A 25,791-nucleotide genomic window follows, 5' to 3' on the forward strand; every position below is an offset into this window, starting at 1 on the left:
GAGTGAAGTGTTCTCATCTCTGCCTCTGGTCTGATAGGAAAGCTTCCTAACAGTAATCCTCGGACGCCCCTCGGAGGAATCATGCAGACCCGCCCCACGCGCAGGACCGCGCTGCTGCTCGGACTGACCCTCGCGGCCGCCCCGGCGACCGCCCTCGTCTCCCGCTACGCCTCGTCCGCCGACGCCGCGGTCCAGGCGACCGGCCTCGACGATCCGGCGAAGAAGGAGATCGCGATGCAGATCGTCTGCAGCGCGGAGAACTCCTCGCTGGACTGGAAGGCGCAGTACAAGTACATCGAGGACATCGACGACGGCCGTGGCTACACCGCGGGCATCATCGGGTTCTGCTCGGGCACCGGTGACATGCTCGAACTCGTCGAGCTGTACGCCGACCGCAAGCCGGGCAACGTGCTGCAGAAGTACCTGCCCGCCCTGCGTGACGTGGACGGCAGCGACTCGCACGACGGGCTGGACCCGAACTACACCAAGGACTGGAAGACGGCAGCCAACGACACCGCGTTCCAGCAGTGCCAGAACGACGAGCGTGACCGGGTCTACTTCAACCCGTCGGTGTCGCGGGGCAAGTCCGACGGACTGCGCACCCTCGGCCAGTTCTGCTACTACGACGCGATCGTCATGCACGGTCCCGGCAACGGCGGCACCAGCTTCGGCGGGATCCGCAGCCGCGCGCTGCAGACGGCCAAGCCGCCGGCGCAGGGTGGCAACGAGACGACGTACCTGAACGCCTTCCTTGATGCCCGCGTCTGGGCGATGAAGCAGGAGGAAGCGCACAGCGACACCAGCCGCGTCGACACCGCCCAGCGAGTCTGGCTCCGCAACGGGAACCTCGACCTGAACACCCCACTCGACTGGAAGGTGTACGGCGACCCGTACCACATCGGCTAGGGACCGCCAGGCCATCACAATCGCGCCCGACGCGTCCCGCCCAGCGTGGACCGCAGGGTTTGCGCCGATTGTGATGGCCTGGGCGTCCGGCTCTGCTATCTGCCGTAGGCGGCCAGGAAGATCCGTACGCCGCTGCGGACCAGGTGATCGATCTCGTCCTGATCGACGGGGACCGCGCCGTACCAGGTCCGGTTCTGGACGGGTCCGGTGACGAGCACGCCGAGGAACTCGGCCGCCTCGACCGGATCCGGTACGTCGAGCAGGCCGCGCCGGTGCAGTGCCTCGAGCCGGTCGGCCAGGGCGGTCCTGGTCGGCCGGTCCGCCAGCAAGCGGGGGAAGTGGGCCGCCTCGGCGATCATCAGCCGCAGGATCTCGGTCCGCTCGGCCGACTTCGCCACCTCGGTCGCGAACACGCGCCCGAAGCGGAAGAGCGCGTCCTCGAGATCGGTGACGTCGTCGATGGTCTCCTGCAGCAGTGCCTCGAAGCCCTTCTCGTGGCCCGCGCGCGTCTCCGCGATCGCCGCCAGGAACAGCCGCTCCTTGTCGCCGTAGTAGTCGTAGATCGTGCGCTTGGAGACACCCGCCTCGGCGGCGATGGCGTCGACGCCGGCGCGGGCGTAGCCCTCGGCGAGGAAGACCTTCAACGCCGCGCGCACGATCGAGGCCCGTTTGGCCGGCGACCCTTCCCTGACCACCCCGGGTGCTCCTCCCGATCGACTACACCGTGCAGTGTAGCGCTACTACACTGCACGGTGTAGCGCTACTACACTGCACGGTGTAGTGTGCTGGGGATGACCGAAGTTGCCCTGGATCGATCGATTCTGAAGCTCGGCGGCGTGGTGATGGTCGGAGCCCTCACCCCGCTGCTCGACATGACGATGGTGACCGTGGCGCTGTCCCGGATCGCGGCCGGTTTCGGCGCGTCCGTGGTCACCGTCCAATGGGTCAGTGCGGCGTACCTGCTGTCGATCGCGATCACGATCCCGACGACTGGCCGGCTGGTGGAGCGGTTCGGTGCCCGGGCGATGTGGCTGACGGCGCTGGCTGTCTTCTGTGCCGGGTCGGCGCTGTGTGCCACGGCCTGGTCGGCGGGCAGTCTGATCGCGTTCCGCGTCCTGCAGGGGCTCGGTGGCGGCATGATCATCCCGCTCACCATGATGATCCTCGCCAAGGCCGCCGGTCCCGACCGTCGTGGCCGGGTGATGAGCCTGGTCGCGATTCCCGCCCAGCTCGCGCCGATCGCCGGTCCACCGCTCGGTGGCCTGGTGGTGGACACGATCGGCTGGCGGTGGATCTTCCTGGTCAACCTGCCGATCGGGCTGACCGCGATCGCACTCGCCTGGAGGACCGTTCCGGCCGACGCCGTACGCCGCTCGGCCGGGCTGGACCTGATCGGGCTGGCGCTCGTTGCACCGGCGATCGCGCTCGTCGTCCTGTCCCTGAGCGGTACGGCCACGTGGCCGTCGGCGATCGGTGGTCTGCTGCTGCTCGCGGCGTTCGCGGTGCATGCGCTGCGGTCGCCGATGCCCTTGCTCGACCTGAGGCTGTTCCGCCACCGTCCGGTGACCGTGGCGACAGTGCTGAACTTCTTGTCCCGCTTCTCGGTGTTCGGCGCGATGCTCCTGATGCCGCTGTACCTGCAGCAGGTTCGTGGTCACAGTGCGCTGGAGGCGGGGCTGCTGCTCGCCCCGCAGAGTCTGGGCACGATGGTTGCCCTGCCGTACGTCGGCAGGTTGACCGACCGCATCGGCGCCCGGCCCGTGGCTCTCGCCGGAGTGGGGATCACCGTCGTCGCGACATTCGCCTTCACGCAGGTGACGGACACGAGTTCGTTCGTCGTCCTCGCGATCGCCTTGCTGGTCTGGGGGATGGGGATCGCGGCGGCCACCGTGCCGGTGTCGGTCGCGGCCTATCACGGTCTTGACCCCACGGCCATCCCCGGCGCGACGAGTCTGATCACCACAGTGACGACCCTCGGCGCTTCGGCCGGAGCCGCCGTGGTGACAGCGATCCTGCAGTCGCGTCTCGGCCACCACGCCGGCGATCCCGCCGCGGCGTTCGCGGACACGTTCTGGTGGGTGCTCGTCTTCACGGCCGTGACGTTGCTCCCGGCAACGATGCTTCCGGCGCGAGGCACCGCCTAGCTGCCGGGGATCGCCTTGGGCTCGGCGCGGTCGGTCCGCGGGTCGGCCTCCGCGCGCTGGCGGAGCATCGAGACCATGGTGGCGAGCTGTTCGAGGTTCTCGGCCGGGAGGACCGAGCCGACCCAGGTCATCAGCTCGGCGTCGACAGTGGGTGTCGCCGCGGTCAGGATCTCCGTGCCGGCGGGGGTGAGCTCGATCAGGGAGGAACGGCGGTCGCCGGGGTTCGCGATCCGCCGGCAGCGGCCCGCGGCCTCGAGTCGGTCGACCGCCTTGCTGGTGGCTCCGACCGTGATGGCCGCCCACTGCGCCAGGTCGTAGACCCGGGCGGTACCGCGGGACGCCAGGAAGCGGAGGAACTCGAACTGGCCGAGCGGCAGGCCGTGCTCGGCCTTCAGCCGGGCGTCGAGGACGTTGTAGAGCCGCGTCTCCAGCCGGACCAGGTCCGTGAACAATGATGTGAGATCAGTCACAGCCAAATCCTGCTTCGTGGGAATTAGGTTCCTTGGAATGTAGTTATCAGGAACTGTATTCCCTGGAATCTATCACTGAGCGACGGAGACCGACGATGAGCCAGGACCAACGCGCTGCGGCGCGATCGATGATGACCAAGCGGGACCCCGACCGGACCCCGGCGCAGGAGCGGGCCGACTTCGACGCGATCTTCGCCGACCGTCCGCTGGGCGACGACGTCACGCTCACTCCCCGCACACTGGGCCGCCGGCCCGCTCTGGACGTGCAGGTCGCGGGTGCCGATGGCGACGCGGTGATCCTCTATCTGCACGGTGGCGGCTATGTGGTCGGTTCGGCCCGGACCGGGGCCAACCTCGCCGCGCCGCTCGCACGGCGTACCGGTCTGCCTGCGGTGTCGCTGGAGTACCGGCTCGCGCCGGAGCATCCGTTCCCGGCGGCGGTCGACGACGCGTTGGCGGCGTACAAGGAACTGCTCGGGAGTGGGCGGCAAATTGTCATCGTGGGTGATTCGGCCGGTGGAGGAGCCGCGCTCGCCACCTTGGTGGCTGCACGCCGTGAAGGTCTGCCGCTGCCGGTGGCTGCCGCCGTCTTCTCGCCCTGGGTCGACCTGACGTTGTCCGGCGAGAGCATGGACGCGCGAGGGGACCTCGACCCGCTGTTCAGCCGTGCACACATGGCCGGCTACGCCGAGCATTACCTCGCCGGTCACGATCCGAGCGACGAGCTGGCCAGCCCGCTGCTTGCGGATCTGACCGGTCTGCCACCGCTGCTGATCCAGGTCGGTTCGGCCGAGGTCCTGCTCGACGACTCACTCCGCCTGGCGGTCCGCGCGGCGCAGCACGACGTCGACGTCAGCCTGGACGTCGTCGCCGGCGCACCGCACGTCTACCCGCTGATGGCCGGCGTCATGGACGAGGCCGACGAAGCCCTGGACCGGGCCGCTCATTTCCTGACCGTGCGCCTTCCTGTGGGTGGCGTCGCATAGATTGGGGGTATGAGCACCCCGTCCGAGAAATATGCTGTCTTCCGCTCGGACCAGGAGCATCCTGCGGTGAAGGAGTTCAGGGCGCTCTACGACTTCGAGCTGGACGAGTTCCAGCTGCGCGCCTGTGCCGCCCTCGAGGACGGTCACCAGGTGCTGGTGGCGGCGCCCACCGGCTCCGGGAAGACGCTCGTCGGCGAGTTCGCCGTACATCTGGCCCTGCAGCGGGGGCAGAAGTGCTTCTACACCACCCCGATCAAGGCGCTGAGCAACCAGAAGTACGCCGATCTGGTCAGCCGCTACGGCTCCGACAAGGTCGGCCTGCTCACCGGCGACAACTCGATCAACTCCGAGGCGCCGATCGTCGTGATGACGACCGAGGTCCTGCGCAACATGCTGTACGCCGCGTCGACCACCCTGCTCGGACTCTCGTACGTCGTGATGGACGAGGTGCACTACCTGGCCGACCGGGCTCGTGGCGCGGTCTGGGAAGAGGTGCTGATCCACCTGCCCGACTCGGTCTCGGTGGTGTCGCTGTCCGCGACCGTGAGCAACGCGGAGGAGTTCGGCGACTGGCTGGAGACCGTCCGCGGCAACACGGTCGTCGTCCTGGAGGAGAAGCGGCCGGTGCCGCTGTTCCAGCACGTGATGGTGGGCAAGCGGCTGCACGACCTGTTCGCCGGCGAGGCGCCGACCGCGCGCGTCGGTGCGCCCAAGCCCGCGAAGTCCGGCAACCCTGCGAAAGCCAACCAGGTCGACATCAAGGACCTGGTCAACCCGCAGCTGGTCCGGATCGCGCGCGACGACAACCGGATCTTTCGCGACGACTCGCGCAAACCCCGCCGGCGCCGGGATCTCCCGAAGAGCCGGCCGACCCGGACGCACTTCACGCCGTACCGGTCCGATGTGGTCGAGGAACTGGACGCGGGCGCCTTGCTGCCGGCGATCTACTTCATCTTCTCCCGCAAGGGCTGCGAGGACGCGATGCTGCAGTGCCTGCGGTCCGGCCTGCGGCTGACCAAGCCGAGTGAGCGGGACGAGATCAAGCGGGTGCTGGCCGAGCGGACGGCGGACCTGCCGGACGAGGACCTCGGCGTGCTCGGGTACCACGACTTCTCCGAGGCGCTCAGCCGTGGCATCGCGGCGCACCACGCGGGCATGCTGGCGGCGTTCAAGGAGGTCGTCGAAGAGCTGTTCGCGCGCGGCCTGATCAAGGTCGTGTTCGCCACCGAGACGCTTGCCCTGGGCATCAACATGCCGGCGCGCACCGTCGTCCTCGAGAAGCTTTCGAAGTGGAACGGCGAGGCGCACGTCGACATCACGCCGGGGGAGTACACGCAGCTCACCGGCCGGGCCGGTCGCCGGGGCATCGACGTCGAGGGGCATGCGGTCGTGCTGTGGCAGCCCGGGTTCGATCCGCGCGCGGTCGCCGGTCTGGCGTCGACCCGTACGTATCCGCTCCGCTCGTCGTTCTCCCCGTCGTACAACATGGCGGTGAACCTGGTCCGCCAGGTCGGGCGGACGCGGGCGCGCGACATGCTCGAGCTGTCGTTCGCGCAGTTCCAGTCCGATCAGGCCGTCGTCGGTCTGGCCCGCCAGGTGCAGCGCAATACCGAGGCGCTGGAGGGCTACAAGGAGTCCATCGATTGCCATCTCGGCGACTTCCTCGAGTACGCCGATCTGCGCCGCAGGATCGGTGAGCGCGAGGCTTCCGGATCGAAGCGGCGCAAGCTGGACCGCCGGGTCGAGGCGCAGGAGTCGATCGAGAAGCTGCGGATCGGCGACATCATCCGGATCCCGGCCGGCCGGAGTGCGGGCTGGGCGCTGGTGCTCGACCCGGGCATGCGGTCCGAGCGCGAAGGCCCGCGGCCGACCGTGCTGACGCTCGACCGGCAGGTCCGCAAGCTGTCCATGATCGACTTCCCGACCCCGGTCGAGGCGATCGGCAGCCTGCGGATCCCGAAGAAGTTCAACCCGCGCAACCCGCAGCAACGGCGCGAGCTCGCGCAGGTACTGCGCACCCGCTCCGACATGCTCGGTGAGGACGGGCCGCCGTCGCGCGCCCGCGGCAGAGACGTCGTCAGTCACGCCGACGATCCGGAGTTGCAGGAGATGCGGGCGCAGTTGCGCGCGCATCCGTGCCACGGGTGCTCGGACCGGGAGGACCACGCCCGCTGGGCCGAGCGGTACTTCCGGCTCGACCGGGAGAACCGCGAGGTGCAGCGCAAGATCGAGCAGCGGACGAACACCATCGCCCGCCAGTTCGACCGGGTCTGCCAGGTGCTGGACGCGCTGCACTACCTGGACGGTGACAAGACCACCGAGGCCGGCGATCGACTGGCCCGGATCTACACCGAGCTCGACCTGGTCGCCGCCGAGTGCCTTCGGCAAGGAGTGTTCGACGACCTGACCGTCCCGGAGCTGGCCGCGTGTTTGGCCGCGCTCGTCTACGAGGCGCGGTCGAAGGACGAGCCGACGTCGCCACGGTTGCCGCGCGGCGACGTACGACTGGCGCTGGAGCGGATGGGGTCGATCTGGCGGGACCTGTCGGCCCTGGAGCGGGACATGCGGGTCGACTTCCTGCGGTCGATGGATCTCGGGTTCTGCTGGCCGGCGTTCCGATGGGCGTCCGGTGCGTCGCTGGCCGAGGTGCTGTACGAGTCCGACCTGGCCGCGGGCGACTTCGTTCGTTGGGTGAAGCAACTGATCGATCTGACCGAGCAGGTCGCGGACGCGGCCGGCCCGACGCCGCTGCGCAGTACGGCGCGGGCCGTCGTCGACCAGATCCGTCGTGGTGTGATCTCGTACGCCTCGATGGTCGACGAGCCCTAGAACGAACCTTTGCGGTGACAGACTTCACGGGCACTACATCCTTGCCCTGAACACCCGAAGGAGAACACGTTCGTGGAGCTGACGCGCCGGAATCTCGGCAAGCTTGCGCTCGCAACCGGGGCGGTCGCCGCCGTCGGCACCGGAGCCGGGACGGCTCTGAGCCGTTCGGCCGATGCCGCCGCGACCTGGAAGACCACCGGCACCGCCGTGTCGGCGTTGGCCGGCTTCGACAACCAGATGAAGGCCTTCATGCAGGCCCGCGGGGTGACCGGCGGGCAGCTCGCGGTGACGTACAAGGGCCGGCTGGTGCTTGCCCGCGGCTACAGTACGTCGACCACGCTGACGGTCCAGCCGACCTCGCTGTTCCGCGTCGCGAGCGTGTCGAAGATGTTCACGGCGGCCGCGATCATGAAGCTCGTGCAGGACGGCAAGCTGAGCCTGACCACGCCGGTCGGCAACATCATCGCGATCACGCCGCCGACCGGTCAGACCAAGGACACCCGCTGGTCCGCGGTCACGATCAAGCGGCTGCTGCAGCATCTCGGCGGGTTCGACCGCGACGTCTCCGGCGACCCGAACTTCAAGGACGCCATCATCGCCAAGGCCCTGGGCGTCCCGATGGAGCTCCAGCACGCCGACGAGATCAAGTACATGGCCGGGCAGAAGCTCGACTTCGCGCCGGGCAGCAAGTACGCCTATTCGAACTTCGGGTATGTGCTGGCCGGCCGCGTGATCGAGAAGGTCAGCGGGCTGAGCTACGAGACGTACGTGAAGCAGAAGTTGCTCGCTCCGTTGAAGATCACCCGGATGGCGCAGGGCTGGACCATCGCCAAGCACACCGGCGAGGTGCCGTACGAGTCGCAGTACACCGGACCGACGGTGCTCGACAACACCGGCAAGATCGTTGCCGCGCCGTACGGATCGTTCAGCATGCGCATCCAGGACTCGAACGGCGGCTGGATCGCGAGCGCTCCCGACCTGGTCCGGTTCGCGAAGATGTTCGACGCGTCGTCGAGCGTGCTGAACACCACGTCACTGAACAGCGTCTGGGCCAAGCCCGAGATCGGCATCCAGCCCGACGGCTGGTATTACGGCCTCGGCTGGCAGATCCGTCCGACCACGAGCGGGGGCACCGGCCGCAACACCTGGCACACCGGCAGCATGCCCGGCACCTTCAGCATCGTGGTCCGCACCTACAACGGGATGAGCTGGGCCGCCTTGTTCAACCGCCGTGACGACCCCAGCGGCAAGTCGTACGGCGACATCGACGCGGCGCTGTGGACCGCTGCCAACAGTGTGAAGACCTGGCCGACCAACGACCTCTTCCCGACCTACTTCCCCTGAGTTGCGGCGTTTCGGCCGAGGCCGAATAGCGTTGCCGGTCCGAACAGACGACTCCTAGCGTCAGGGATGTGACCCGCCGTGCCAGGCGGTGGGCACATTCTCTGGGGAGGAAGTCACAATGATCGGAACGCGTAAGCTGCTCGCGGCCGCGGGCGTACTCGCCGCCGTGTGCACTGTTGCGGCGACCGTGCCGGCTGCAGAGGCTGTCGACGCGGCCCCGGCGGGCACTAGGGTGACGCAGACACGGCTGGCCGACGGATCCGTCCGGGTAGGTGTCACCGGCAACGAGGCGTCGAACGCGATCGCTGCCGTGCCGTCGACGTCGCCGGCCGTGGAGCACGTGTTCCTCGCGCCGGGTGGGAGCACGATCTGCAAGTCGGGTTATGCCTGCGCCTTCGTGCCGTACAGCAACGGTTTCTACGTCTTCAAGTTCGTGCACTACGACGGCTACTCGGTGAGCAACTGGCTGAACGTCGGCCCGTTCCTCAACAACCAGACCGGCGGCGCCGGCGCGAAGTGGGACAACGTGAACGGTGGCCAGCTCGGCTGCGTCGCGGCCGGAACCGGCAAGAACGTCAACTGGAACCCCGTCTGGCGGGTCAGGCTCACCGCCTCGGGCTGCTAGTGCCCTGCACTAGAACATCAATGCTCTGAAATGCGGCGTACTGACCTGGGCCTCGCCGGCCATCTCGGTCAGTACGCCGCGCACTGTGTCGATCGCTTCGTCGCCGAACCTGCGGCGGAGCTTGCGTTCGTAGGCCTGGTGGAACTTCCGGGCCGCCTGAAGTGCGGCCTCGCCTCGGTCGGTGAGGTGCAGCAGGCGGGCCCGCGCGTCGGACGGGTCCGCGCGGCGTTCGAGGTAACCGCGCCGTTCCATGTCGTCGACGATCTGGCTCGCGCCCTGCTTGGTGATCTCCAGCCGCGCCGCCAGCCCGCTGATCGTCGTCGGTCCGGCACCGAGCGTGCGCAGTACGAAACCGTCCGACCGGCCCTGGTCGTCGAACCCTTGCTCCGCCGTCGCCGCCCGCAGTGCGCCGACGAACTCCTGGTCCGCCAGCACCAGCAGGATCCCGAAATCAGGCTTGCCCGAACGCGTCATGACCGCCATGATAGTCAAGCCGACTTGGTCAAGTTGGCTTGACTATCTCTGATAGGGGGAAGCGATGCAGGTCATTCGTGCTGCCGAGGCGCCGCGGTTCCGGTTGCCCGGGGTCGAGTTCACCGGACTGGCCGCGCCGAGCCGCGGGTCCACTGGTCTGTGCACGTGGAAGCTGACGGTCGATCCCGGTGTCCGCGGCGATGCGCCGCACACCATCGACCGCGACGAGGTGTTCATGGTGCTCACCGGCACCGTCCAGGTCACCCCGGATGGCGAGAAGCTCGCGGCCGGTGACGCGGTCGTCGTACCGGCAGGCGAGCCGATCTCGCTGACCAACCTCGGCGAGGACATCGCCGAGCTGCACGTCGCCATCACCGCCGGTTTCACCGGCACCATGGCCGACGGTACGACGATCCAGCCGCCATGGGCTCAGTGAGTCAGCACCGCCGCAGTGGTGCCGAGTAGGTGGTGTTGCTCGTCGTGGCGACGTAGTAGTCGGTGACGTAGGAGCCGTCGCTCAGCCGGTTCCACACCGACGTCGTCCCGACCTTGGAACCAGGGCGCTGACAGGTGACCCATGCCAGCGACCCGATCGGCAGCAGGCCTGGGTACGTGGCGTACGACGTTCCCGGGCCGTGCCGGCGGCTCAGGTTGTCGACGGTCGTCTGGAACGGGTTGCTGCAGCCGGGGATCGGTGCGCTGTAGCCGGGCTTGGTCGGTGTCCTGGCGTAGTAGTCGGTGATGTAGGTCCCGTCGATCAGCTTGTCCCACACCGTGGTGACGCCGATCTTCGGGCCGAACGTCTGGCAGACGATCCGCACGCCCGCGTTCAGGGCGATGGTCCCCCGCACCGGATAGGAGGTCCCCGGACCGCTGTAGGTGTGGATCGTGGTTCGGACCGTGTAGGAGTACCAGACCGAGGCGACGGGTGCGTCGAAACGGTCGTTGTCGATGTTGAGGGTGACACCGCCGTACGTCTCGGTGTGATCGCCCCGGTACTGCTTGGCTCGCTGGCCGATGAGCCAGTAGCGGTTGGAGATCCGCGGCCAGTTCGTCAGCGACGAGCTGAGGTCCCAGCGGGCGATCCAGACGGCGTCCGGCCGGGCGTACGCGGTCGAGTTGTAGACCTCGGCCAAGTGGCGAGCGCCGGAGTCCTGGTGTGCGTAGACGCCGGAGAGGAAGCCGCGGCGATGCAGTTCCTTCGTCCACGACGACAGGAACCGCAGCACTGTGGCCCGGCAGGTCGCGTCGGCTGCGTTGTAGTGCTCCAGGTCGGCGTAGATCGCACTGCCCGCCAGTAGTCCGATCGCTCTGGCCTTGGTGACCGCGTCACCAGCCAGGAGTGCTCCCTGTGCGGCCGCCGACACCGCGGTGATCTTCACCGTGTTCGGGCGGAACGTGCAGGGAGCCTGGTAGCCGAGGTAGATCGGGATGAGGCGCCAGCCCATGCGGGTCACACTGCTGACCCAGCTCTGGGTGAGCTGCGGCTGTGCACAGCTCCGGTTCACCCCGCCGACGTAGATCCCGATCGCCTTGTACGGCGATGCTTTCCATGCAGTCATCTGCGCAACAGTCGGCGCCGTACAGGTGTCGAACGCGAGTCCGGTGAACCGGGTGGCCGTCGTACCGGCTCCATAGGTGAGCGGCGTCGTGGGCTCAGCCATGGCCGACGCTGACGGGCCTAGTAGTAGTACGGCAACCGCCGCGGCGGCCACCTTGAATCTGATCCGCGTCATGAGCGGCACCCCCCGGTCTCAGTAGACGGCCGCGGGGTCGGCCTAGGCAAGACCTCTGAAGATGATCGCCAGCGTCCGCTCTTGAAGGTCTGTAGACCACGTGCTGTGCTGCGCGGCCTGTGTAGTTGCTGTCAGCAAGGCCATCACCTCGTCCACCCGGACAGTGGGCCGTACCTCGCCCGCCTCCTTCGCCTGCTCGAGCAGCCGTTCGACCTCGTCAGTCAACCCGCGCAACGCGTCGCCGATGTCGAGCTCCGGGCCGGCGAGCGCGGCTACGACCGTCCGGGTTCGGATGGCTTCGTCGACGACCGCGGTCAGGAACTCGAAGAGTGTGGACTCGGCCGCCAGGTCCGTCAGTCGCCGGAGCGACTCCTTCATGATCGCGACCAGCAACGCGTCCTTGGTCGGGAAGTGCCGGAACACGGTGCCGACTGCGACACCGGCCCGGATTGCCACCTGTTCTGTGGTCGCCCTCGGTCCGTGCTCGGCGAACGCCTCGGTTGCGGCGGCCAGGATCGCCGTACGGTTCCGCTGCGCATCGGCCCGCGCCATCCGACCTCCGGGACTAGAAACCTGAGTGGCCACTCACTATAGTCGGTGCTGAACCTGAGTGATGACTCACTTTCTGGAGGGGTGTTCATGCCCGAACTGCACGCGGTGATCGAGCGGATGGGCCAGGGGTGGTTGGGCGATCCGGGCGCCATGGACGACCTGCTGGCCGACGACGTGGTGATGGAGGTGCCGTTCGCACCAGGCGGGCCGATGCGGTGGGATGGGCGGGAGGAGTGGCTCGCGTTCGCGGGACCGGCGCGGGCCGGGTTCCCGGTGCGGTTCGACCGCTTCACCCTGCTGGCGTTGCACGAGACGCTCGATCCCGAGGTCGCGGTGGTCGAGTACGAACTGGCCGGTGAGATCACCGCCACCGGGCAACGCGGTGCCGCCCGCTTCATCGGCGTACTGCGGGTCCGGGACGGGAAGATCGCGGGCTGGCGCGAGTATCAGAACACCGCTGCGATCCAGCAGGCGTTAGGTTGAGTCTGTATCGCGTTGCCGAGCCGGGAGGACTGTGGAATGCCGGACATCGTGGAGTTGGGGGAGCGGCCGTACGTCGCGCTGCGGGGCAAGGTCGCCATGAACGAGATCAGTGCGTTCGCGGACCGGATGCGCGAGGTGATCGACTGGCTCGCCGCCCGGGAGATCGCGCCGAACGACGCGCCGTTCTTCAAGTACGACGTGGTCGACATGGAAGCCGGCCTGGTCCTGGAGATCGGGTTCCCGGTCGACGATCTGCACAGCGGTGAGGGCGAGATCGTCACCGGCGTCCTCCCGGCCGGGCGCTACGCCAGTACGACGTACCACGGCCACCCGGACGGTCTGGTCGATGCCACCCGCGACCTGCTGGCCTGGGCGGACGACAAGGGCCTCGAGTGGGACGCCGACGGCGACCGGTGGACCGCGCGGCTCGAGGTCTACAAGTCCGACCCGCGCGAGGTCCCGGACATGGCCGACTGGGACACCGAACTGCAGTTCAAGCTGAAGGATTAGTGGGCCGTTCCTGGGTGAGGTACTAGGTGCCCACCGTTCTCGCCGGCCTGAGCCGTCTCGACCCTGAGCGGATCCGCCACGTCGCCTCACCCCTGATCGAGCTCGGCTGCGCCCTCCACGTGCTCGCCGAGCCCGCCCACCACGATCGCGTCGAGTGGGCGGCCGACGTACGGCTGCCCGACGTACTGCGGTCTGAATTGTCGCAGTGGACGTGGACCGTGCGGGCTGTCCGGGCGCGGTTCTTCGCGACGAGCAGTGGGACCGGGATGCCGTCGTGGCAGGACGAACTGGCGGCACTGCGGGCTCGGGCGCCGGAGGAGCTCGCGGCTGAGTTGGTGCGGCCGTTGCGTGGGCGTCCGCTGAGCAGTCGGACCACAGACACGGACGCCGTACGCCACTGGGCCCGCAGCCGGGGTCGCGCTGTCGCTGCCCTGGTTGATTCGTTGCTGAGTGATCCGGAGGAGCCGGTACGTCGGTTTCTCGATTTACTCGATGCTTGCTGGGCGGAGTGGTTCGCTGCGGTGTGGGAGGAGTCGCGGGACGCCCTGGCGGCGCGTGGGCGGCAGGACCGGGATCTGGCGATGCGGGACGGCGTACGGGCGATGCTGCGGTCGTTGGATGGGTCTGTCTCCGTGCGCGATCCGGACAGCGCAGTGGTGCAGAAGGTGCAGAGCAAACGGATCGATCTGTCGGAGCGGTCGCTGTTGCTTGTCCCTAGCAACTACATCGCGCCGCATCTGTTCCTGGGGGAGATCCCTGGGGAGCCGCTGACTGTCATCTACCCGGTGGTGGGCGTCGGGACCGCTGTACCGACCGCTCAACAGATGCTCGGTCGCCTGGAAGCGCTGGCCGCCCCCGACCGCCTCCAAGTCTGCCGAGCCGTCGCCAGCGAACCGCGGACGGCCGGCGAGATCGCGGCGTTGTGGGGGCTCCACCCGACTCAGGTGACGCGCCACCTCCGAGCCCTCACCCGAGTCGGCCTGGTCACCGCCGAACGCCAAGGCCGGTTCGTCGCCTACCGCTTGGACGAAACCACCCTCAATCACCTAGGCGGGGATCTCCTCAACCTCATCATGCGCTGAGCGGGATGTCGCGGATCGTCCGCCAGGAGTGGGGTGCGTCCGATCCGCACATGAGCTGGACCTCGGTGACCAGCATGGAGATCGGGAGGTGTTCGCGTACCTGACGTTCTACTGCTCTCAGCTCGGCTGGTGTGCCGTCTCTCGCCACGGTCAAGTGGGGCATCAGGTCCTGGAACTCACCGTCGTACGGCGGGTAGTCGGGAAACGCCCGGAACACGGCCTTGGTCAACGCCCGGAACGGCTCGGCGGGATCGGGCGCCAGCCACAAGACGTCCTCGTCGAACCAGCCGGTCGCGTTCCAGTCCGCCCTGAACCGCGGCACCGTGTGCACAGCGTCGGCGAGGGTGCGGAGCACGTCCTCATCGAGCTCGGCCGGCGGAACGAACGGATACAGCACCGTCACGTGCGCAGGGACACCCCACACCGCGGCCGGGTCGAACCTCGCACGATGTGCGCTGACGGCGCCTTCGGCCGCCGGAACAGCAACCACAACCGCCGAATCAGTCCCTTCGAACATGCCGCCCACGCTAGCCGAGCCAACCCCCATGAAGACATCGGCACAGGAATGCTTCGGTGGCTGATGCATTGACGGGATCTGTCAGTCCACTGGGCGGATGGGGCGGGCGGTAGTTGGGTGAGGGGGTGACAGCTTCTCTTCCGCCTGCCGTCCGTCGGTTGATCGGCGCGACTCTCGTCAACACGTTCGGGAACGGCGTGTACGCCGCCGTCGGCGCCCTCTATCTCACCCGGGCAGCCGGCCTGTCCGTCGGTCAGGTCGGCATCGGGCTGACCATCGCGGGCCTGGTCGGGCTCGTGGCCAGCACTCCGCTCGGCGTGGTCGCGGATCGTCTCGGACCGAACCGTGCGTACGTCGGCTTCCTCGTCTTGCAAGCGATCACGATGAGCGCGCTGACGCAGGTCCGCTCGTTCCTCCCGTACGTCGTGGTCGCCGGGATCACCGCGATCGCCGACTCCGGTCAACGTGGCGCGAAGGGAGCGCTGATCGCGGGTCTGTCGCCATCCGACCAGCGGGTCCGCACGCGGGCGATCCTTCGCGTGACGACCAACATCGGCATGGGTGCCGGCATGGCTGTCGCCGGCGTCGTTCTCGCCGTTGACCGGCGTGAGGTGTACGTCGCCGCACTGCTCGCCAACGCGGCGACGTACGTGATCACCGCGGCTCTGGTCCGCTTCGGCATGCCCGAGGTCAAGAAGGTGTCGTCGGCAACCGGTCCGTCCGGACTGACCGCGTTGAAGGACCGTCCGTTCCTCGCCTTCGTCGCGTTGGACGGCGTACTGAGCATGCACAACGCGATGGCACAGATCGCGATCCCGCTGTGGGTGGCGACCGCGACCGACGCGCCGCGCTGGCTGATCTCCGTCCTGCTGGTGATCAACTCGGTCGCCGTGATCCTGCTCCAGCTCCGCGTTGCCCGAGGCACCGAACACCTCCCCGGCGCCGCCCGTGCCGGCCGTCGGGCCGGCGTACTCCTCGCCGGAGCCTGCATCGTCCTCGCTCTCACCGACGTCACCTCGGGCGCCGTCACAGTCGGCCTCCTGATCGTCGCGGCCCTCATCCACGTCCTGGGCGAGATGCTGCAATCGGCAGGCGGCTGGGGCATAAGCTTCGAACTCGCACCACCCGGCGCCCAGGGCCAATACCAAGGCGCCTATGCCATGGGTCACCAAGTCGGCGACCTCATCGCGCCGCTCATCCTCACCACCATCGCCGTCGCCTGGGGCTGGCCCGGCTGGTTGCTGACAGCCACCATCTTCCTGATCACCGGCACCCTGCTCCCAGTAGCCGTCCGCAAACACCCCCACTGGCCCACCACCGATCCATTCGTCCAACGGACTGCCACCACGCCAGCAAGCGCCAACCCCACACGCTGACGAGTGGCGGGAAACGGTTGGACGGGTGACGATCGGGCTTGTAGCTTGCGGTGGCTATGGACTCTCCACAGTTCACCGCCGAGCCGTCCCTCAGGTTCGACGTGATCATTGCCGGGTGCGGGCCGACTGGCGCGATGCTGGCCGCTGAACTGCGGCTGCACGATGTGCGGGTACTCGTTCTGGAGAAGGACACCGAGCCCGTGTCGTTCGTGCGCATCGTCGGTCTGCACATTCGCAGTCTCGAGTTGATGGCAATGCGAGGACTGCTGGATCGCCTGCTCGACCACGGAAGGCGACGTCCGGCCGGTGGATTCTTCGCCGCCATCGCCAAGCCCGCGCCCGAGGGCCTGGATTCCGCGCACGCCTCTTTGCTGGGCATCCCGCAGCCGGTCGTCGTTCGCCTGCTCGAGGAGCATGCGATCGCACTGGGTGCGCAGGTACGGCGTGGTGGTGCGGTGGCCGGGTTCGAGCAGGATGACGAGGGTGTGACCGTCGAGCTGGCCGACGGGGGAAGGCTGCGTTCGCGCTATCTCGTCGGGTGTGACGGCGCGCGCAGTACGGTGCGCAAACTGCTCGGCGTCGGCTTCCCCGGCGAGCCGTCGCGGACCTGGACGCTGATGGGCGAGCTGGAAGTGGGTGTGCCACCGGAGGAGATCGCTGCCAAGGTGACCGAAGTCCGCGAGACCGATCAGCGATTCGTGCTCGGGCCCGCAGGCGCTGGGGTCTATCGCGTCGTGGTCCCCGTCTCGGGACCCAGCGACGATCGCGGGGAACCCACCCTCGAGGATTTCAGACAGCAGTTGCGCGCCATCGCCGGAACCGATTTCGGCGTGCACTCCCCGCGCTGGTTGTCCCGCTTCGGGGATGCCACCCGGCTGGCCGAGCGGTATCGGGTCGGCCGGGTGCTGCTGGCCGGCGATGCGGCACACATCCACCCACGCACCGGCGGACAGGGCCTCAACCTGGGCGTTCAGGACGCGTTCAACCTCGGTTGGAAACTGGCCGCACAGGTCCGTGGCTGGGCGCCGGAAACACTGCTGGACACCTATCAGGCCGAACGTCATCCGGTCGCCGAGGACGTGCTGGACAACACCCGCGCCCAGATGGAACTGCTGTCCAACGAACCAGGCCCGCAGGCCGTGCGCAGGCTGCTCACCGAACTGATGGACTTCGACCAGGTGAACCGCTATCTGATCGAGAAGATCACCGCGATCGGCATCCGCTACGACTTCGGCGAAGGCCCCGACCTGCTCGGCCGCCGCCTGCGCGACCTCGAACTGCAGCAGGGCCACCTGTACGGTCTGCTGCATCGCGGCCGCGGGCTGCTCCTGGACCGCACCGAACGCCTGACCGTCGGCGGCTGGTCAGACCGCGTCGATTACCTCGCGGATCCCACTGCGGCCCTGGATGTTCCGTGCGTCCTGCTACGCCCCGACGGCCACGTCGCCTGGACCGGTGACGACCAGCAGGACCTCGACGCCCACCTCTCCCGCTGGTTCGGCAAGCCCATCGACTGATCTCGCCGGCGTCCACCTCAGGCGGCGGCTGGTTTCAGGAGGTTGCGGAGGGAGCGGGCTGCGGTGAAGCCGGCTCGGTTGGCGCCGATCGTGCTGGCGGACGGGCCGTAGCCGACGAGGTGGACTCGGGGTTCGAGGGCTGTGTGGGTGCCGTCCATGCGGATTCCGCCGGAGGGTTCGCGGAGGTGGAGCGGGGCGAGGTGGGCCAGATCGGCGCGGAAGCCGGTGGCCCACAGGATTGCGTCGAGGTCCAACTTTCGCCCGTCCGCCCAGTCGACGCCGGTGGGGGTGATGCGGGTGAACATGGGGAGGCGGGTATAGACGCCGCGCTCCAACGCAGCCTGCTCCTGCTCCCGGAGGTGGAGGCCGGTCACGCTGACGACGCTTCGTGGGGGGAGGCCGGCGCGAACGCGTTCCTCGACCTTGGCCACAACCTTTCGCCCGTACTCCGGGTTGAAGTCCTCACCGGTCCGCCACTCCGGCGGCCGTCGGGTCACCCACGTGGTCGTCGCGACCTCGGAGATCTCGGCGAGCAACTGCACCGCCGACGCGCCGCCGCCAACGACGAGCACATGCTGCCCCGCGAACTCAGCCGCCCCGCGGTAGTCCGCCGTGTGCAACTGCCGCCCACGAAAGCTCTCGATCCCCGGATACCAAGGAATGAACGGCCGATTCCACGTCCCCGTCGCGTTCACCACAGCCTCCGCACGATAGGTGTCAGCAGACGTCCTCACCTCGAACAGCCGGTCCACCTTCCACACGCTCTCAACGCTGACAGGCCGTACGACGGGCAACCCGAACCGCTTCTCGTAGTCCGCGAAATACCCCGGCACGAACTCATTGGCACGGGCATCGGAAGCACTCGGCGGCACCGGCACCCCGGGCAGGTTCGCGATCCCGTGGACGTCGTACATGGTCAGCGAGTCCCACCGATGCTGCCACGCTCCGCCGGGCGCCGGATTCCGGTCGAGTACGACGACCTCGTCGTACGGCGTGAATCCCATCCGGACCAGATGGTAGGCAGCCGACAGTCCGGCCTGCCCGGCGCCGATCACCACCACCTCGACCTCTCGCACATCCCGTCCAACGTCCCGGCCGGGCGGCGTCTTCCCGGCTAGCGTTTGTGGCATGGATCTCACCGCCGCGTACGGCTTCCGGATGGACTGGATCGTGAGCTTCGTCGCGGTGGCTCGCCACGGCGGCTTCTCCGCTGCGGGCAAGGCGGTGTTCCGCGGCCAGTCCCGGATCAGTGAGCACGTCGCCGAGCTGGAGCGCGCTCTGGGCGTCCAGCTCTTCGACCGCACCGCTCACCCGGCGCGCCTCACCCCGGAAGGACGCGCGCTGGTACCGCACGCCGAGGAGATTCTTCGCCGCCTCAACGACCTGGCGTCTGCCGGGGGAGAGGTTCGCTTCGGCACGTACCCGAGCGCCGCGGCGTGGCTCTTCCCGCAGGTCGCGCAGCGCCTCCCGGCGGAGGTTCGGCTGCACCTGGTCGAGGGGCCGAGCATCGAGCTCGAGGGTGCGCTCGGCCGGGGCGAGGTGGACCTGGCGATCCGCCCGGTGCATCCCCTGGTCGCCTCGGAGTCGCTGGACCACGAGGTCCTCTGGACCGAGCCGCTGGTCGCCGTGTTCCAGCAAGGCCATCCGCTGGCCTCCGCGGAGTCGGTCGGGCTCGACCAGTTGGCGAACCTGCCGCTGATCTCCATCGGGGAGACCTCCGGTGGACGCCAGTTCGAGTCACACCTGGCCTTCGCGTCCGCCGGGCTCAATCCGGAGAGTGTCTACCGCACCAACCAACCCCAGACGCTGCTCTCGCTGGTCCGCCACGGCTTGGGCACCGGGGTCACCAACGCACTCGCCGTCACCACCGCGAATCTCACTGGCGTACGCCTGGTCCCGATCAGGGACGCGGGAGTCGAACGGCAGGTAGCAATCTTCGTGCACCGCGACCGGCCGCGGACTCCCGCCCTGGAGCAGGTCATCACCGCGGTCCAGGCCGTGCAACCTCCGACCTGGCCCTAGGGCAGAGTGGCGTCACACAGCTCCAGGCAGCGCGTAAGCAGCGCGTCCTGCAGGTCAACGTCGTACGCCTGTGGGTTGACCTCGATCGCCTTGCGGTCCTGGAAGAACGTGCCGGTGACGAGCGCTTCCGGATCGTCCGACACCGCCAGCCAGGCAGGGGTATCGGCGCCCTGGGCAACGGTCAGCGGCGCGGCGTACCCGCTCATCTTCGTGCTCACCCACCCGGGATGGACCGCGTTCGACAGCACGTCCGGCCACCGCCGGGCCAGCGCGAAGGCCAGCGCGGTCATCGCCAGCTTGGAGTCGGCGTACGCCGCGTCCTGCGTCCACTCGTCCTCGTGCTGAAGGTCGTCGAGGCGGATCCGGCCGCGGGAGATCGAGTCCGAGCTGACGAACACGATCCGTCGCGGTTTCGGCAACGACGCCGTCAGCAGCAGCGGCGCCAGCGCGTTGATCTGAAACGTCTGCTCCAAACCGTCCTCGGTCACCGGCCGGCTCTCGTCCTTGGAACCCCATCCCGCGTTGTGTACGACGACGTCCGGAGCCCCGAGCCGCAGTACGTCGGCCGCCATCTCACGTGTCGACCGCAATGACGACAGCTCACCGACCACGAACCCAGCACCGCCGCCACGTTCCGCGCTCCGTGCGTGCCGGATCACCTCGTGGCCCTGCGCGTCGAGGACCCGGGCGATCTCCGCTCCGATCCCGTCGTTCGATCCGGTGACCAGAATGCGGCTCACCGTGAGCCTCCCATCGTGACAGGCACCCCATCGGGTGCGACCAGTTGCTGTTCACCCGGCGCATCGAGGACCAGCCGGCGCGGCCCGAGAACAGCAGGACCGGCAGCCGACAGATCGTTCGGAACGATCGGTACGTCGAAGCTGAACACCTCGAGCACCGCCGGACCGGCCTGCAGATACGTCATCAGGAACCCCCGTGGATCCCCGTGATGCCTGATCTCACCGATCACCTCGAACCCGAACCGGTCGCGCCAGAAGTCCAGCGTGGCTCCCAGGTCCGACACCGTCACCGCAACATGATCGAACCGTGGCTCCTCACCAGGGACCTGTGCGGCCTCGGCCGCCGCGAGCACCGGCGACGAGATCCGTTCGTAGCTCAGGTTGCCCTGGATGAACTCCAGCCGCGCACCGTCAGGGTCGAGGAAGAACGCGATCCGTACGTCGCCGAGTACGTCGAGGGGCTGCGACAGCACGGTCACCCCGGCGTCCTCCAGCCGCTTGATCTGCCGGTCGACCCCGGCCACCTTCATCCCGAGATGCCGGATCCCGCCCTGCAGATCGTCGTTCACCCAACCGCCTTGGTTGCCGTCGGCCCCGACCTCGACGAGCTCGAGGACCACGGTGCCGTGGCCGAGCAACCGTCTGCGGTCGGCCGGTCGCGGAGCGTCCGGCAGCGACCGGAAACCCAGCAGGGCTTGGTAGAAGTCGAGGGAACGGTCGAGATCGCGGCAGCCGATCTCGACCCGGCGCAGTCCGGGAGGCAGCGATGCGGGCATGGCAGGACAGTACCGTGACCGCTCACAGAATGGCAGCCCCGAAGTCTTGACAGCCGCGATTCCCGGGGCTGAGTCTGTGATCGCTCACAGAAATCCGTGAGCGATCACAGAATCGACTGATCCGGAGAGGTTCACCATGGCTCGTTCGACCATCGGACCCGCTGTCGGTCGCCGCAGCTTCCTGCGCGGAGTGGCCGGGGTGAGCCTTGCCGCCACCCTGCCGGCCGCCCTGGCCGCGTGCTCCGGCGACGATGAGCCCGCCGCGGCGCCGCAACCGTCCGGTGACCCGGACGCGCCGGCCAAGCTGACGTTCTGGACCTGGACGACCGGGATCGACAAGGTCGTCGCGATCTGGAACAAGAAGAACCCGAACCAGCAGGTGACGGTCAGCGCCCAGGCCCAGGGCGAGGAACTGCTCACCAAGATCGTCACCGCGCACCGGGCCGGCAACCCGCCGGACCTGATCCACGCCGAGTACCAGGCGCTGCCGGTGCTGATCACCAACGGTGTCACCGCCGACCTCAGCTCGCTGGCCGGCGAGGTCAAGGGTGCGTTCACCGACGGCACCTGGGGACTCACGTCGTTCGGCGGCAAGACCTACGCGATCCCGCAGGACGTCGGCCCGATGATGTTGTACTACCGGTCCGATCTGTTCGAGCAGTTCGGCCTGACCGTGCCGAAGACGTGGGACGAGTTCGGCGCGCTCGCCGAGCAGGTCCGGTCCAAGGACTCCAAGCGCTACCTGGCCACCTTCTCGTCCGGCGACCCGGGCTGGTTCGCGGGCCTGGCCGAGCAGGCCGGCGCGAACTGGTGGGCCAACGACAACGGCACCTGGACCGTGTCGATCAACGACGAGCCGACCAAGAAGCTCGCGAAGTTCTGGGGCGACCTGGTGAACGCCGGAACCTTGCAGGGCAAGCCGATGTACACGCCGGAGTGGAACAAGGCGATGAGTGACGGCACGCTGCTGGCCTGGCCGAGCGCCATCTGGGGTGCGGGTGTGCTCCAGGGCGTCGCGCCGACCACGAAGGGCAAGTGGACGATGGTCCCGATGCCGCAGTGGGAGTCCGGTACGGCGACCACCGGCTTCTGGGGTGGATCCGCGACCGCGATCGCGGCGAAGTCGAAGCAGTCGGCCCAGGCACAGAAGTTCGTCAAATGGCTGAACACCGACCCGGAGGCGCTGGAGGCGTTCGTCTCCTTCGGCGGCATCTATCCGGCGGCGACCGCGGGTCAGTCGACGCCCGCGCTGGCCAAGGCGCCGGCCATGATGCCCAACCAGCCGACGTTCTTCACCGAGGCGGCCGACATCGCGAAGACCGCCCGGGGCTTCACCTGGGCGCCGAACGTGAACGTCACCTACAGCCAGTACAGCGACCTGTTCGCGAAGGCGATCCAGAGCAAGGGCGACTTCGGTGCGGCCGTCGATCAGTTGCAGGCGGCATCGGTCGCGGATCTGAAGAAGCAGGGCTTCCAGATCAAGGAGTCCTGACGGTGGCTGTTCTGTCCGCCGCGGCCAGGACTCACCGACCGCGGCAGCGAGGCGGCGCCGCGCCGTACGTCCTGCTGCTGCCGGCGCTGGTGCTGCTCGTGCTCTTCCTGATCATCCCGATCGGCTACACGATCTGGCTCAGCGTCCGCGCGTCCCGGGTCACCGGTGGCGGCCTCGGGCTGCGCAAGGAGTCGTTCGTTGGCCTGGCCAACTACGTCGGCGCCATCACCGACTCGGCGTATGCGCACTCGGTCCTGCGGATGCTCGGGTACGGCGTGATCGTGGTGCCGACGATGCTCGGCCTGGCCCTGCTGTTCGCGCTACTGCTCGATTCACGCGGAGCCCGGCTCACGTCGTTCACCCGGCTCGGCATCTTCCTGCCGTACGCCGTCCCGGGTGTGATCGCCTCGCTGCTGTGGGGTTTCCTCTACCTGCCGGGAGTGAGTCCGATCCGGGCCGCGTTCGAGGCGGTCGGGCTGCCGGCCCCGGACTTCCTCGGCTCGGGCAGCGTGCTCTTCTCGGTCGCCAACATCGGCATCTGGGGCGGCGTCGGGTTCAACATGATCATCCTCTACACCGCACTGCGCGGGTTGCCGGCCGAGCTGGACGACGCCGCCAGGGTGGACGGCGCGAGCGAGCTGCAAATTGCCTTGCGGATCAAGGTTCCGCTGATCGCCCCGGCACTGGTGATGACGGGGATCTTCTCGCTGATCGCGTCGCTGCAGGTGTTCAGCGAGCCGTCGACGCTGCAGCCGTTGACCGACTCGATCTCGTTCACCTGGGTGCCGCTGATGACGATCTACCGCGACGCCTTCGTCAACAACGACATCTACACGGCCGCCGCGGCCTCGGTACTGCTTGCCCTGGGTACCTTGGCCGTCTCGCTCGCGGTGCTGAGCTTCCTGCAGAAGCGCGCGTTCGGGGAGGACCGATGAGCACGGCGGTTCTGGAGCGGTCCGACCCGACGGTGCGATCCACCGAGCGCGCACCCCGGCGTACGCGCTATCTGTCGACCGGCATCTTGTTGCTCGGGGCCCTCTACTGCCTGCTCCCGGTGGCCTGGGTTGTGATCGCCGCCACCAAGGGACCTGGTGACCTGTTCACCACGTTCTCGTTCTGGCCCAGCTTCAACGGCGGCTTCGGCTACAACGTGTCGCACCTGCTCGAGTTCCGCGACGGCATCTTCTGGAAGTGGGCCGGCAACAGCCTCCTGTACGCCGGGGCCGGGTCGTTGCTGTCCGTGGCGATCTCGGTGACGGCCGGGTACGCGCTGGCGAAGTACCGGTTCCGCGGCCGGGAGACGCTGTTCCGGTGCATCCTGGCAGGAGTCCTCGTCCCGCAGATCACGCTGGCGGTGCCGCAGTACCTGCTGATGTCGAAGCTCGGCCTGGTGAACTCGTACTGGTCGGTGCTGCTGCCGAGCATCATCAGCCCGTACTGCATCTACCTGTCCCGGATCTACGCCGCCGCGGTGGTGTCGGACGACATGCTGGAGGCCGGACGGATCGACGGTGCGGGGGAGTACCGGCTGGCCTGGTCGATCGGGATGCCGCCGATGATCCCTGGCATGGTGACGATCTTCCTGCTGCAGTTCGTCGCGATCTGGAACAACTTCCTGCTGCCGTACATCATGATCTCCGACGACCGGCACTTCCCGATGACGGTCGGGTTGTTCTCGATGCTCAACCAGGGTGCCAGCCAGCCGGCTCTGTACTCGCTGGTGATCATGGGCGCGTTCCTGTCGGTGCTGCCCCTGATCGCACTCTTCCTGTTCCTGCAGCGCTACTGGCGCATCGACCTGGTCAGCGGCGCCGTCAAGGGCTGACCCGTTCTATCACTGATCAACGAAGGGCTATGTATGAGTGACGCGCGCTTTCCCGACGGCTTCGTCTGGGGTGCGGCCACCGCGGCGTACCAGGTCGAGGGCGCGGTGGACGCGGACGGTCGTGGTCAGTCGATCTGGGACACGTTCTGCCGGGTCCCGGGAGCGATCGCCGGTGGCGACACCGGTGATGTTGCCTGTGACCACTACCACCGGTACGCCGAGGACATCGGGTTGCTGGCGGAGCTCGGGCTCGGCGCTTACCGGTTCTCGATCGCCTGGCCGCGGATCCAGCCCGACGGCTCGGGTGCGATCAACCAGAAGGGCCTGGATCACTACCGCCGGGTGGTGGACGAGTTGCTCACCCGCAACGTCGTCCCGTACGTGACTCTCTATCACTGGGATCTCCCGCAAGCCCTGCAGGACAAGGGCGGTTGGCCCGCGCGCGCCACGGCGTACCGGTTCGCGGACTACGCGGCGGTGGTGCACGAGGCGCTCGGGGACGTCGTGCAGCACTGGATCACGCTCAACGAGCCGAAGGTGTCGAGTCACGCCGGCTACGGCAGCGGCATCCACGCACCCGGGATCAAGGACTCGGTACTGCGTGATCGCGCCGTCCACCACCTCCTGCTGGCTCACGGCCTGTCGCTGCAGGCGTTGCGCGACGGCCGGCACGCAGCAGGACAACAGGTCGGCCTCACGCTGGATGTCAGCCCGGTCGCGCCGGCGAGCGACTCCCAGGCTGATGCCGACGCGGCCCGACGGGTCGACGTCGACAGCCACCGGTTGTTCCTCGACCCGGTCCTGCGAGGCACCTACCCGATCCACCTCGATGCCGTGGAAGACGGCGACCTCGGACTGATCAGTGCGCCGATAGACTTCCTCGGGATCAACTACTACCGACGGATCCTCGTGCAGGCCGGTCCCACCGGTGACGAGACCGTCCTTCCTGAGGGCGTTCCGGTGACTTCGGTGAACTGGCCGGTCCAGCCGGACGGCTTGCGTGAAGTACTGGTCGACCTGCAGACCACCTACCCAGCCATCCCGCCGATCTACATCACGGAGAACGGCGCGGCGTACGACGACGTACCGGCCGAAGACGGGACTGTCGACGACCCGCAGCGAGTGGACTACCTCCATGGCCACCTGAGTGCACTTCGTACTGCGATCGCCGCCGGCGTGGATGTCCGCGGGTACTTCGTCTGGACGCTGCTGGACAACTTCGAGTGGGCCGAGGGCTTCGCCAAGCGGTTCGGCATCGTCCACGTCGACTACGCGACCCAGATCCGTACTCCGAAGACCAGCGCGGGCTGGCTGGGCCGGGTGGCGCGCGCCAACGCCCTCCCCTCGGGAGACAGACCGGCCTGACATGATTGGGCCCGTGGCAG

At 68.0% G+C, this 25,791-nt stretch carries 26 protein-coding genes; 17 read left to right on the top strand and 9 right to left on the bottom strand.

Annotated elements, in window-relative coordinates; all coding sequences use genetic code 11:
* Positions 1-81 precede the first annotated feature (81 nt).
* Positions 82-906, top strand: a complete 825-nt coding sequence (locus tag AB0I34_RS18365; protein WP_360446446.1) for a chitosanase — start codon at positions 82-84, stop codon at positions 904-906.
* Positions 907-1,001: 95 nt separating this feature from the next.
* Here the strand turns inward: AB0I34_RS18365 and AB0I34_RS18370 are convergent, their stop codons facing one another.
* Positions 1,002-1,601 (bottom strand): TetR/AcrR family transcriptional regulator, encoded by a 600-nt coding sequence (locus AB0I34_RS18370; protein ID WP_360446448.1) that lies wholly within the window; start codon positions 1,599-1,601, stop codon positions 1,002-1,004.
* A gap of 96 nt (positions 1,602-1,697) precedes the next feature.
* Here AB0I34_RS18370 and AB0I34_RS18375 point away from each other — a divergent pair, with 96 nt between their 5' ends.
* Positions 1,698-3,050, top strand: coding sequence for a DHA2 family efflux MFS transporter permease subunit (locus AB0I34_RS18375; protein WP_360446450.1), 1,353 nt, complete (start codon positions 1,698-1,700; stop codon positions 3,048-3,050).
* On the opposite strand, the gene AB0I34_RS18380 is transcribed toward AB0I34_RS18375, so the two are convergent.
* The gene (locus AB0I34_RS18380) at positions 3,047-3,520 is read right to left on the bottom strand and encodes a MarR family winged helix-turn-helix transcriptional regulator (protein ID WP_360446452.1); all 474 of its coding nucleotides are present in this window, start codon (positions 3,518-3,520) and stop codon (positions 3,047-3,049) included. The two genes, AB0I34_RS18375 and AB0I34_RS18380, sit on opposite strands and share 4 nt — an antisense overlap.
* A 95-nt stretch (positions 3,521-3,615) precedes the next feature.
* Between AB0I34_RS18380 and AB0I34_RS18385 the strand changes: the two genes are divergently transcribed.
* The 4 genes from AB0I34_RS18385 to AB0I34_RS18400 all read left to right on the top strand — a co-directional run bounded on the left by AB0I34_RS18385 (position 3,616) and on the right by AB0I34_RS18400 (position 9,304).
* Positions 3,616-4,506, top strand: a complete 891-nt coding sequence (locus AB0I34_RS18385) for an alpha/beta hydrolase (RefSeq protein ID WP_360446454.1) — start codon at positions 3,616-3,618, stop codon at positions 4,504-4,506.
* 9 nt (positions 4,507-4,515) lie between these two features.
* Positions 4,516-7,335 (top strand): DEAD/DEAH box helicase, encoded by a 2,820-nt coding sequence (locus AB0I34_RS18390; protein ID WP_360446456.1) that lies wholly within the window; start codon positions 4,516-4,518, stop codon positions 7,333-7,335.
* A 72-nt stretch (positions 7,336-7,407) separates the two neighbouring features.
* Positions 7,408-8,679 carry a serine hydrolase domain-containing protein gene (locus AB0I34_RS18395; protein ID WP_360446458.1) on the top strand — a complete coding sequence of 424 codons (1,272 nt, stop codon included), beginning with the start codon at positions 7,408-7,410 and terminating at the stop codon, positions 8,677-8,679.
* A 118-nt stretch (positions 8,680-8,797) separates the two neighbouring features.
* A complete protein-coding gene (locus AB0I34_RS18400; protein ID WP_360446459.1) occupies positions 8,798-9,304 on the top strand; it encodes a hypothetical protein in 507 nt (168 codons plus the stop codon).
* A 9-nt stretch (positions 9,305-9,313) separates the two neighbouring features.
* On the opposite strand, the gene AB0I34_RS18405 is transcribed toward AB0I34_RS18400, so the two are convergent.
* Positions 9,314-9,778, bottom strand: a complete 465-nt coding sequence (locus AB0I34_RS18405; protein ID WP_360446461.1) for a MarR family transcriptional regulator — start codon at positions 9,776-9,778, stop codon at positions 9,314-9,316.
* Positions 9,779-9,842: 64 nt separating this feature from the next.
* Here AB0I34_RS18405 and AB0I34_RS18410 point away from each other — a divergent pair, with 64 nt between their 5' ends.
* The gene (locus AB0I34_RS18410; RefSeq protein WP_360446463.1) at positions 9,843-10,214 is read left to right on the top strand and encodes a cupin domain-containing protein; all 372 of its coding nucleotides are present in this window, start codon (positions 9,843-9,845) and stop codon (positions 10,212-10,214) included.
* A 1-nt stretch (position 10,215) separates the two neighbouring features.
* Here AB0I34_RS18410 and AB0I34_RS18415 read toward each other — a convergent pair whose 3' ends face one another.
* Together AB0I34_RS18415 and AB0I34_RS18420 are read right to left on the bottom strand one after the other, a co-directional pair.
* Positions 10,216-11,514 carry a glycoside hydrolase domain-containing protein gene (locus AB0I34_RS18415; protein WP_360446465.1) on the bottom strand — a complete coding sequence of 433 codons (1,299 nt, stop codon included), beginning with the start codon at positions 11,512-11,514 and terminating at the stop codon, positions 10,216-10,218.
* 42 nt (positions 11,515-11,556) lie between these two features.
* Positions 11,557-12,066 (bottom strand): helix-turn-helix domain-containing protein, encoded by a 510-nt coding sequence (locus tag AB0I34_RS18420; RefSeq protein ID WP_360446466.1) that lies wholly within the window; start codon positions 12,064-12,066, stop codon positions 11,557-11,559.
* A gap of 87 nt (positions 12,067-12,153) precedes the next feature.
* Here AB0I34_RS18420 and AB0I34_RS18425 point away from each other — a divergent pair, with 87 nt between their 5' ends.
* The 3 genes from AB0I34_RS18425 to AB0I34_RS18435 are packed head-to-tail and all read left to right on the top strand — an operon-like array spanning position 12,154 to position 14,141.
* The gene (locus AB0I34_RS18425; RefSeq protein WP_360446468.1) at positions 12,154-12,549 is read left to right on the top strand and encodes a nuclear transport factor 2 family protein; all 396 of its coding nucleotides are present in this window, start codon (positions 12,154-12,156) and stop codon (positions 12,547-12,549) included.
* A 36-nt stretch (positions 12,550-12,585) separates the two neighbouring features.
* Complete coding sequence (locus AB0I34_RS18430) at positions 12,586-13,059, top strand: GyrI-like domain-containing protein (RefSeq protein WP_360446470.1); 474 nt, start codon at positions 12,586-12,588, stop codon at positions 13,057-13,059.
* A 26-nt stretch (positions 13,060-13,085) separates the two neighbouring features.
* The gene (locus tag AB0I34_RS18435) at positions 13,086-14,141 is read left to right on the top strand and encodes a DUF5937 family protein (protein ID WP_360446472.1); all 1,056 of its coding nucleotides are present in this window, start codon (positions 13,086-13,088) and stop codon (positions 14,139-14,141) included.
* Here AB0I34_RS18435 and AB0I34_RS18440 read toward each other — a convergent pair.
* Positions 14,131-14,658: a 2'-5' RNA ligase family protein gene (locus AB0I34_RS18440; protein WP_360446474.1), complete on the bottom strand. Its 528-nt coding sequence runs from the start codon at positions 14,656-14,658 to the stop codon at positions 14,131-14,133. The two genes, AB0I34_RS18435 and AB0I34_RS18440, sit on opposite strands and share 11 nt — an antisense overlap.
* Before the next feature lie 125 nt (positions 14,659-14,783).
* Between AB0I34_RS18440 and AB0I34_RS18445 the strand changes: the two genes are divergently transcribed.
* Both AB0I34_RS18445 and rox read left to right on the top strand, forming a co-directional pair.
* Positions 14,784-16,034 (top strand): MFS transporter, encoded by a 1,251-nt coding sequence (locus tag AB0I34_RS18445; RefSeq protein WP_360446476.1) that lies wholly within the window; start codon positions 14,784-14,786, stop codon positions 16,032-16,034.
* 56 nt (positions 16,035-16,090) lie between these two features.
* On the top strand, positions 16,091-17,551 hold the full coding sequence (gene rox, locus AB0I34_RS18450) for a rifampin monooxygenase (RefSeq protein WP_360446478.1): 1,461 nt from the start codon (positions 16,091-16,093) through the stop codon (positions 17,549-17,551).
* Between the two features lie 17 nt (positions 17,552-17,568).
* Here rox and AB0I34_RS18455 read toward each other — a convergent pair whose 3' ends face one another.
* Positions 17,569-18,681 (bottom strand): oleate hydratase, encoded by a 1,113-nt coding sequence (locus AB0I34_RS18455; RefSeq protein ID WP_360446480.1) that lies wholly within the window; start codon positions 18,679-18,681, stop codon positions 17,569-17,571.
* Here AB0I34_RS18455 and AB0I34_RS18460 point away from each other — a divergent pair.
* Entirely contained in the window at positions 18,680-19,573 is an 894-nt protein-coding gene (locus tag AB0I34_RS18460) for a LysR family transcriptional regulator (RefSeq protein WP_360446482.1), read from the top strand. The two genes, AB0I34_RS18455 and AB0I34_RS18460, sit on opposite strands and share 2 nt — an antisense overlap.
* Here AB0I34_RS18460 and AB0I34_RS18465 read toward each other — a convergent pair.
* Positions 19,570-20,313 carry an SDR family NAD(P)-dependent oxidoreductase gene (locus AB0I34_RS18465; protein ID WP_360446483.1) on the bottom strand — a complete coding sequence of 248 codons (744 nt, stop codon included), beginning with the start codon at positions 20,311-20,313 and terminating at the stop codon, positions 19,570-19,572. The genes AB0I34_RS18460 and AB0I34_RS18465 overlap by 4 nt on opposite strands.
* The gene (locus tag AB0I34_RS18470) at positions 20,310-21,089 is read right to left on the bottom strand and encodes a VOC family protein (protein WP_360446485.1); all 780 of its coding nucleotides are present in this window, start codon (positions 21,087-21,089) and stop codon (positions 20,310-20,312) included. The genes AB0I34_RS18465 and AB0I34_RS18470 overlap by 4 nt, the downstream gene beginning before the upstream one ends.
* 136 nt (positions 21,090-21,225) lie before the next feature.
* Between AB0I34_RS18470 and AB0I34_RS18475 the strand changes: the two genes are divergently transcribed.
* Genes AB0I34_RS18475 through AB0I34_RS18490 form a run of 4 tightly spaced genes read left to right on the top strand, consistent with a single transcriptional unit; the run spans position 21,226 to position 25,771 of the window.
* A complete protein-coding gene (locus AB0I34_RS18475; RefSeq protein ID WP_360446487.1) occupies positions 21,226-22,581 on the top strand; it encodes an extracellular solute-binding protein in 1,356 nt (451 codons plus the stop codon).
* A gap of 2 nt (positions 22,582-22,583) precedes the next feature.
* Positions 22,584-23,516 (top strand): sugar ABC transporter permease, encoded by a 933-nt coding sequence (locus AB0I34_RS18480; protein WP_360446489.1) that lies wholly within the window; start codon positions 22,584-22,586, stop codon positions 23,514-23,516.
* The gene (locus tag AB0I34_RS18485) at positions 23,513-24,406 is read left to right on the top strand and encodes a carbohydrate ABC transporter permease (protein ID WP_360446491.1); all 894 of its coding nucleotides are present in this window, start codon (positions 23,513-23,515) and stop codon (positions 24,404-24,406) included. Before AB0I34_RS18480 ends, AB0I34_RS18485 begins: the two co-directional genes overlap by 4 nt.
* A 33-nt stretch (positions 24,407-24,439) precedes the next feature.
* Entirely contained in the window at positions 24,440-25,771 is a 1,332-nt protein-coding gene (locus tag AB0I34_RS18490; protein ID WP_360446493.1) for a GH1 family beta-glucosidase, read from the top strand.
* Positions 25,772-25,791 lie beyond the last annotated feature (20 nt).

The organism is Kribbella sp. NPDC050281, assembly GCF_040655855.1.
In the GTDB taxonomy this organism is placed as follows: domain Bacteria; phylum Actinomycetota; class Actinomycetes; order Propionibacteriales; family Kribbellaceae; genus Kribbella.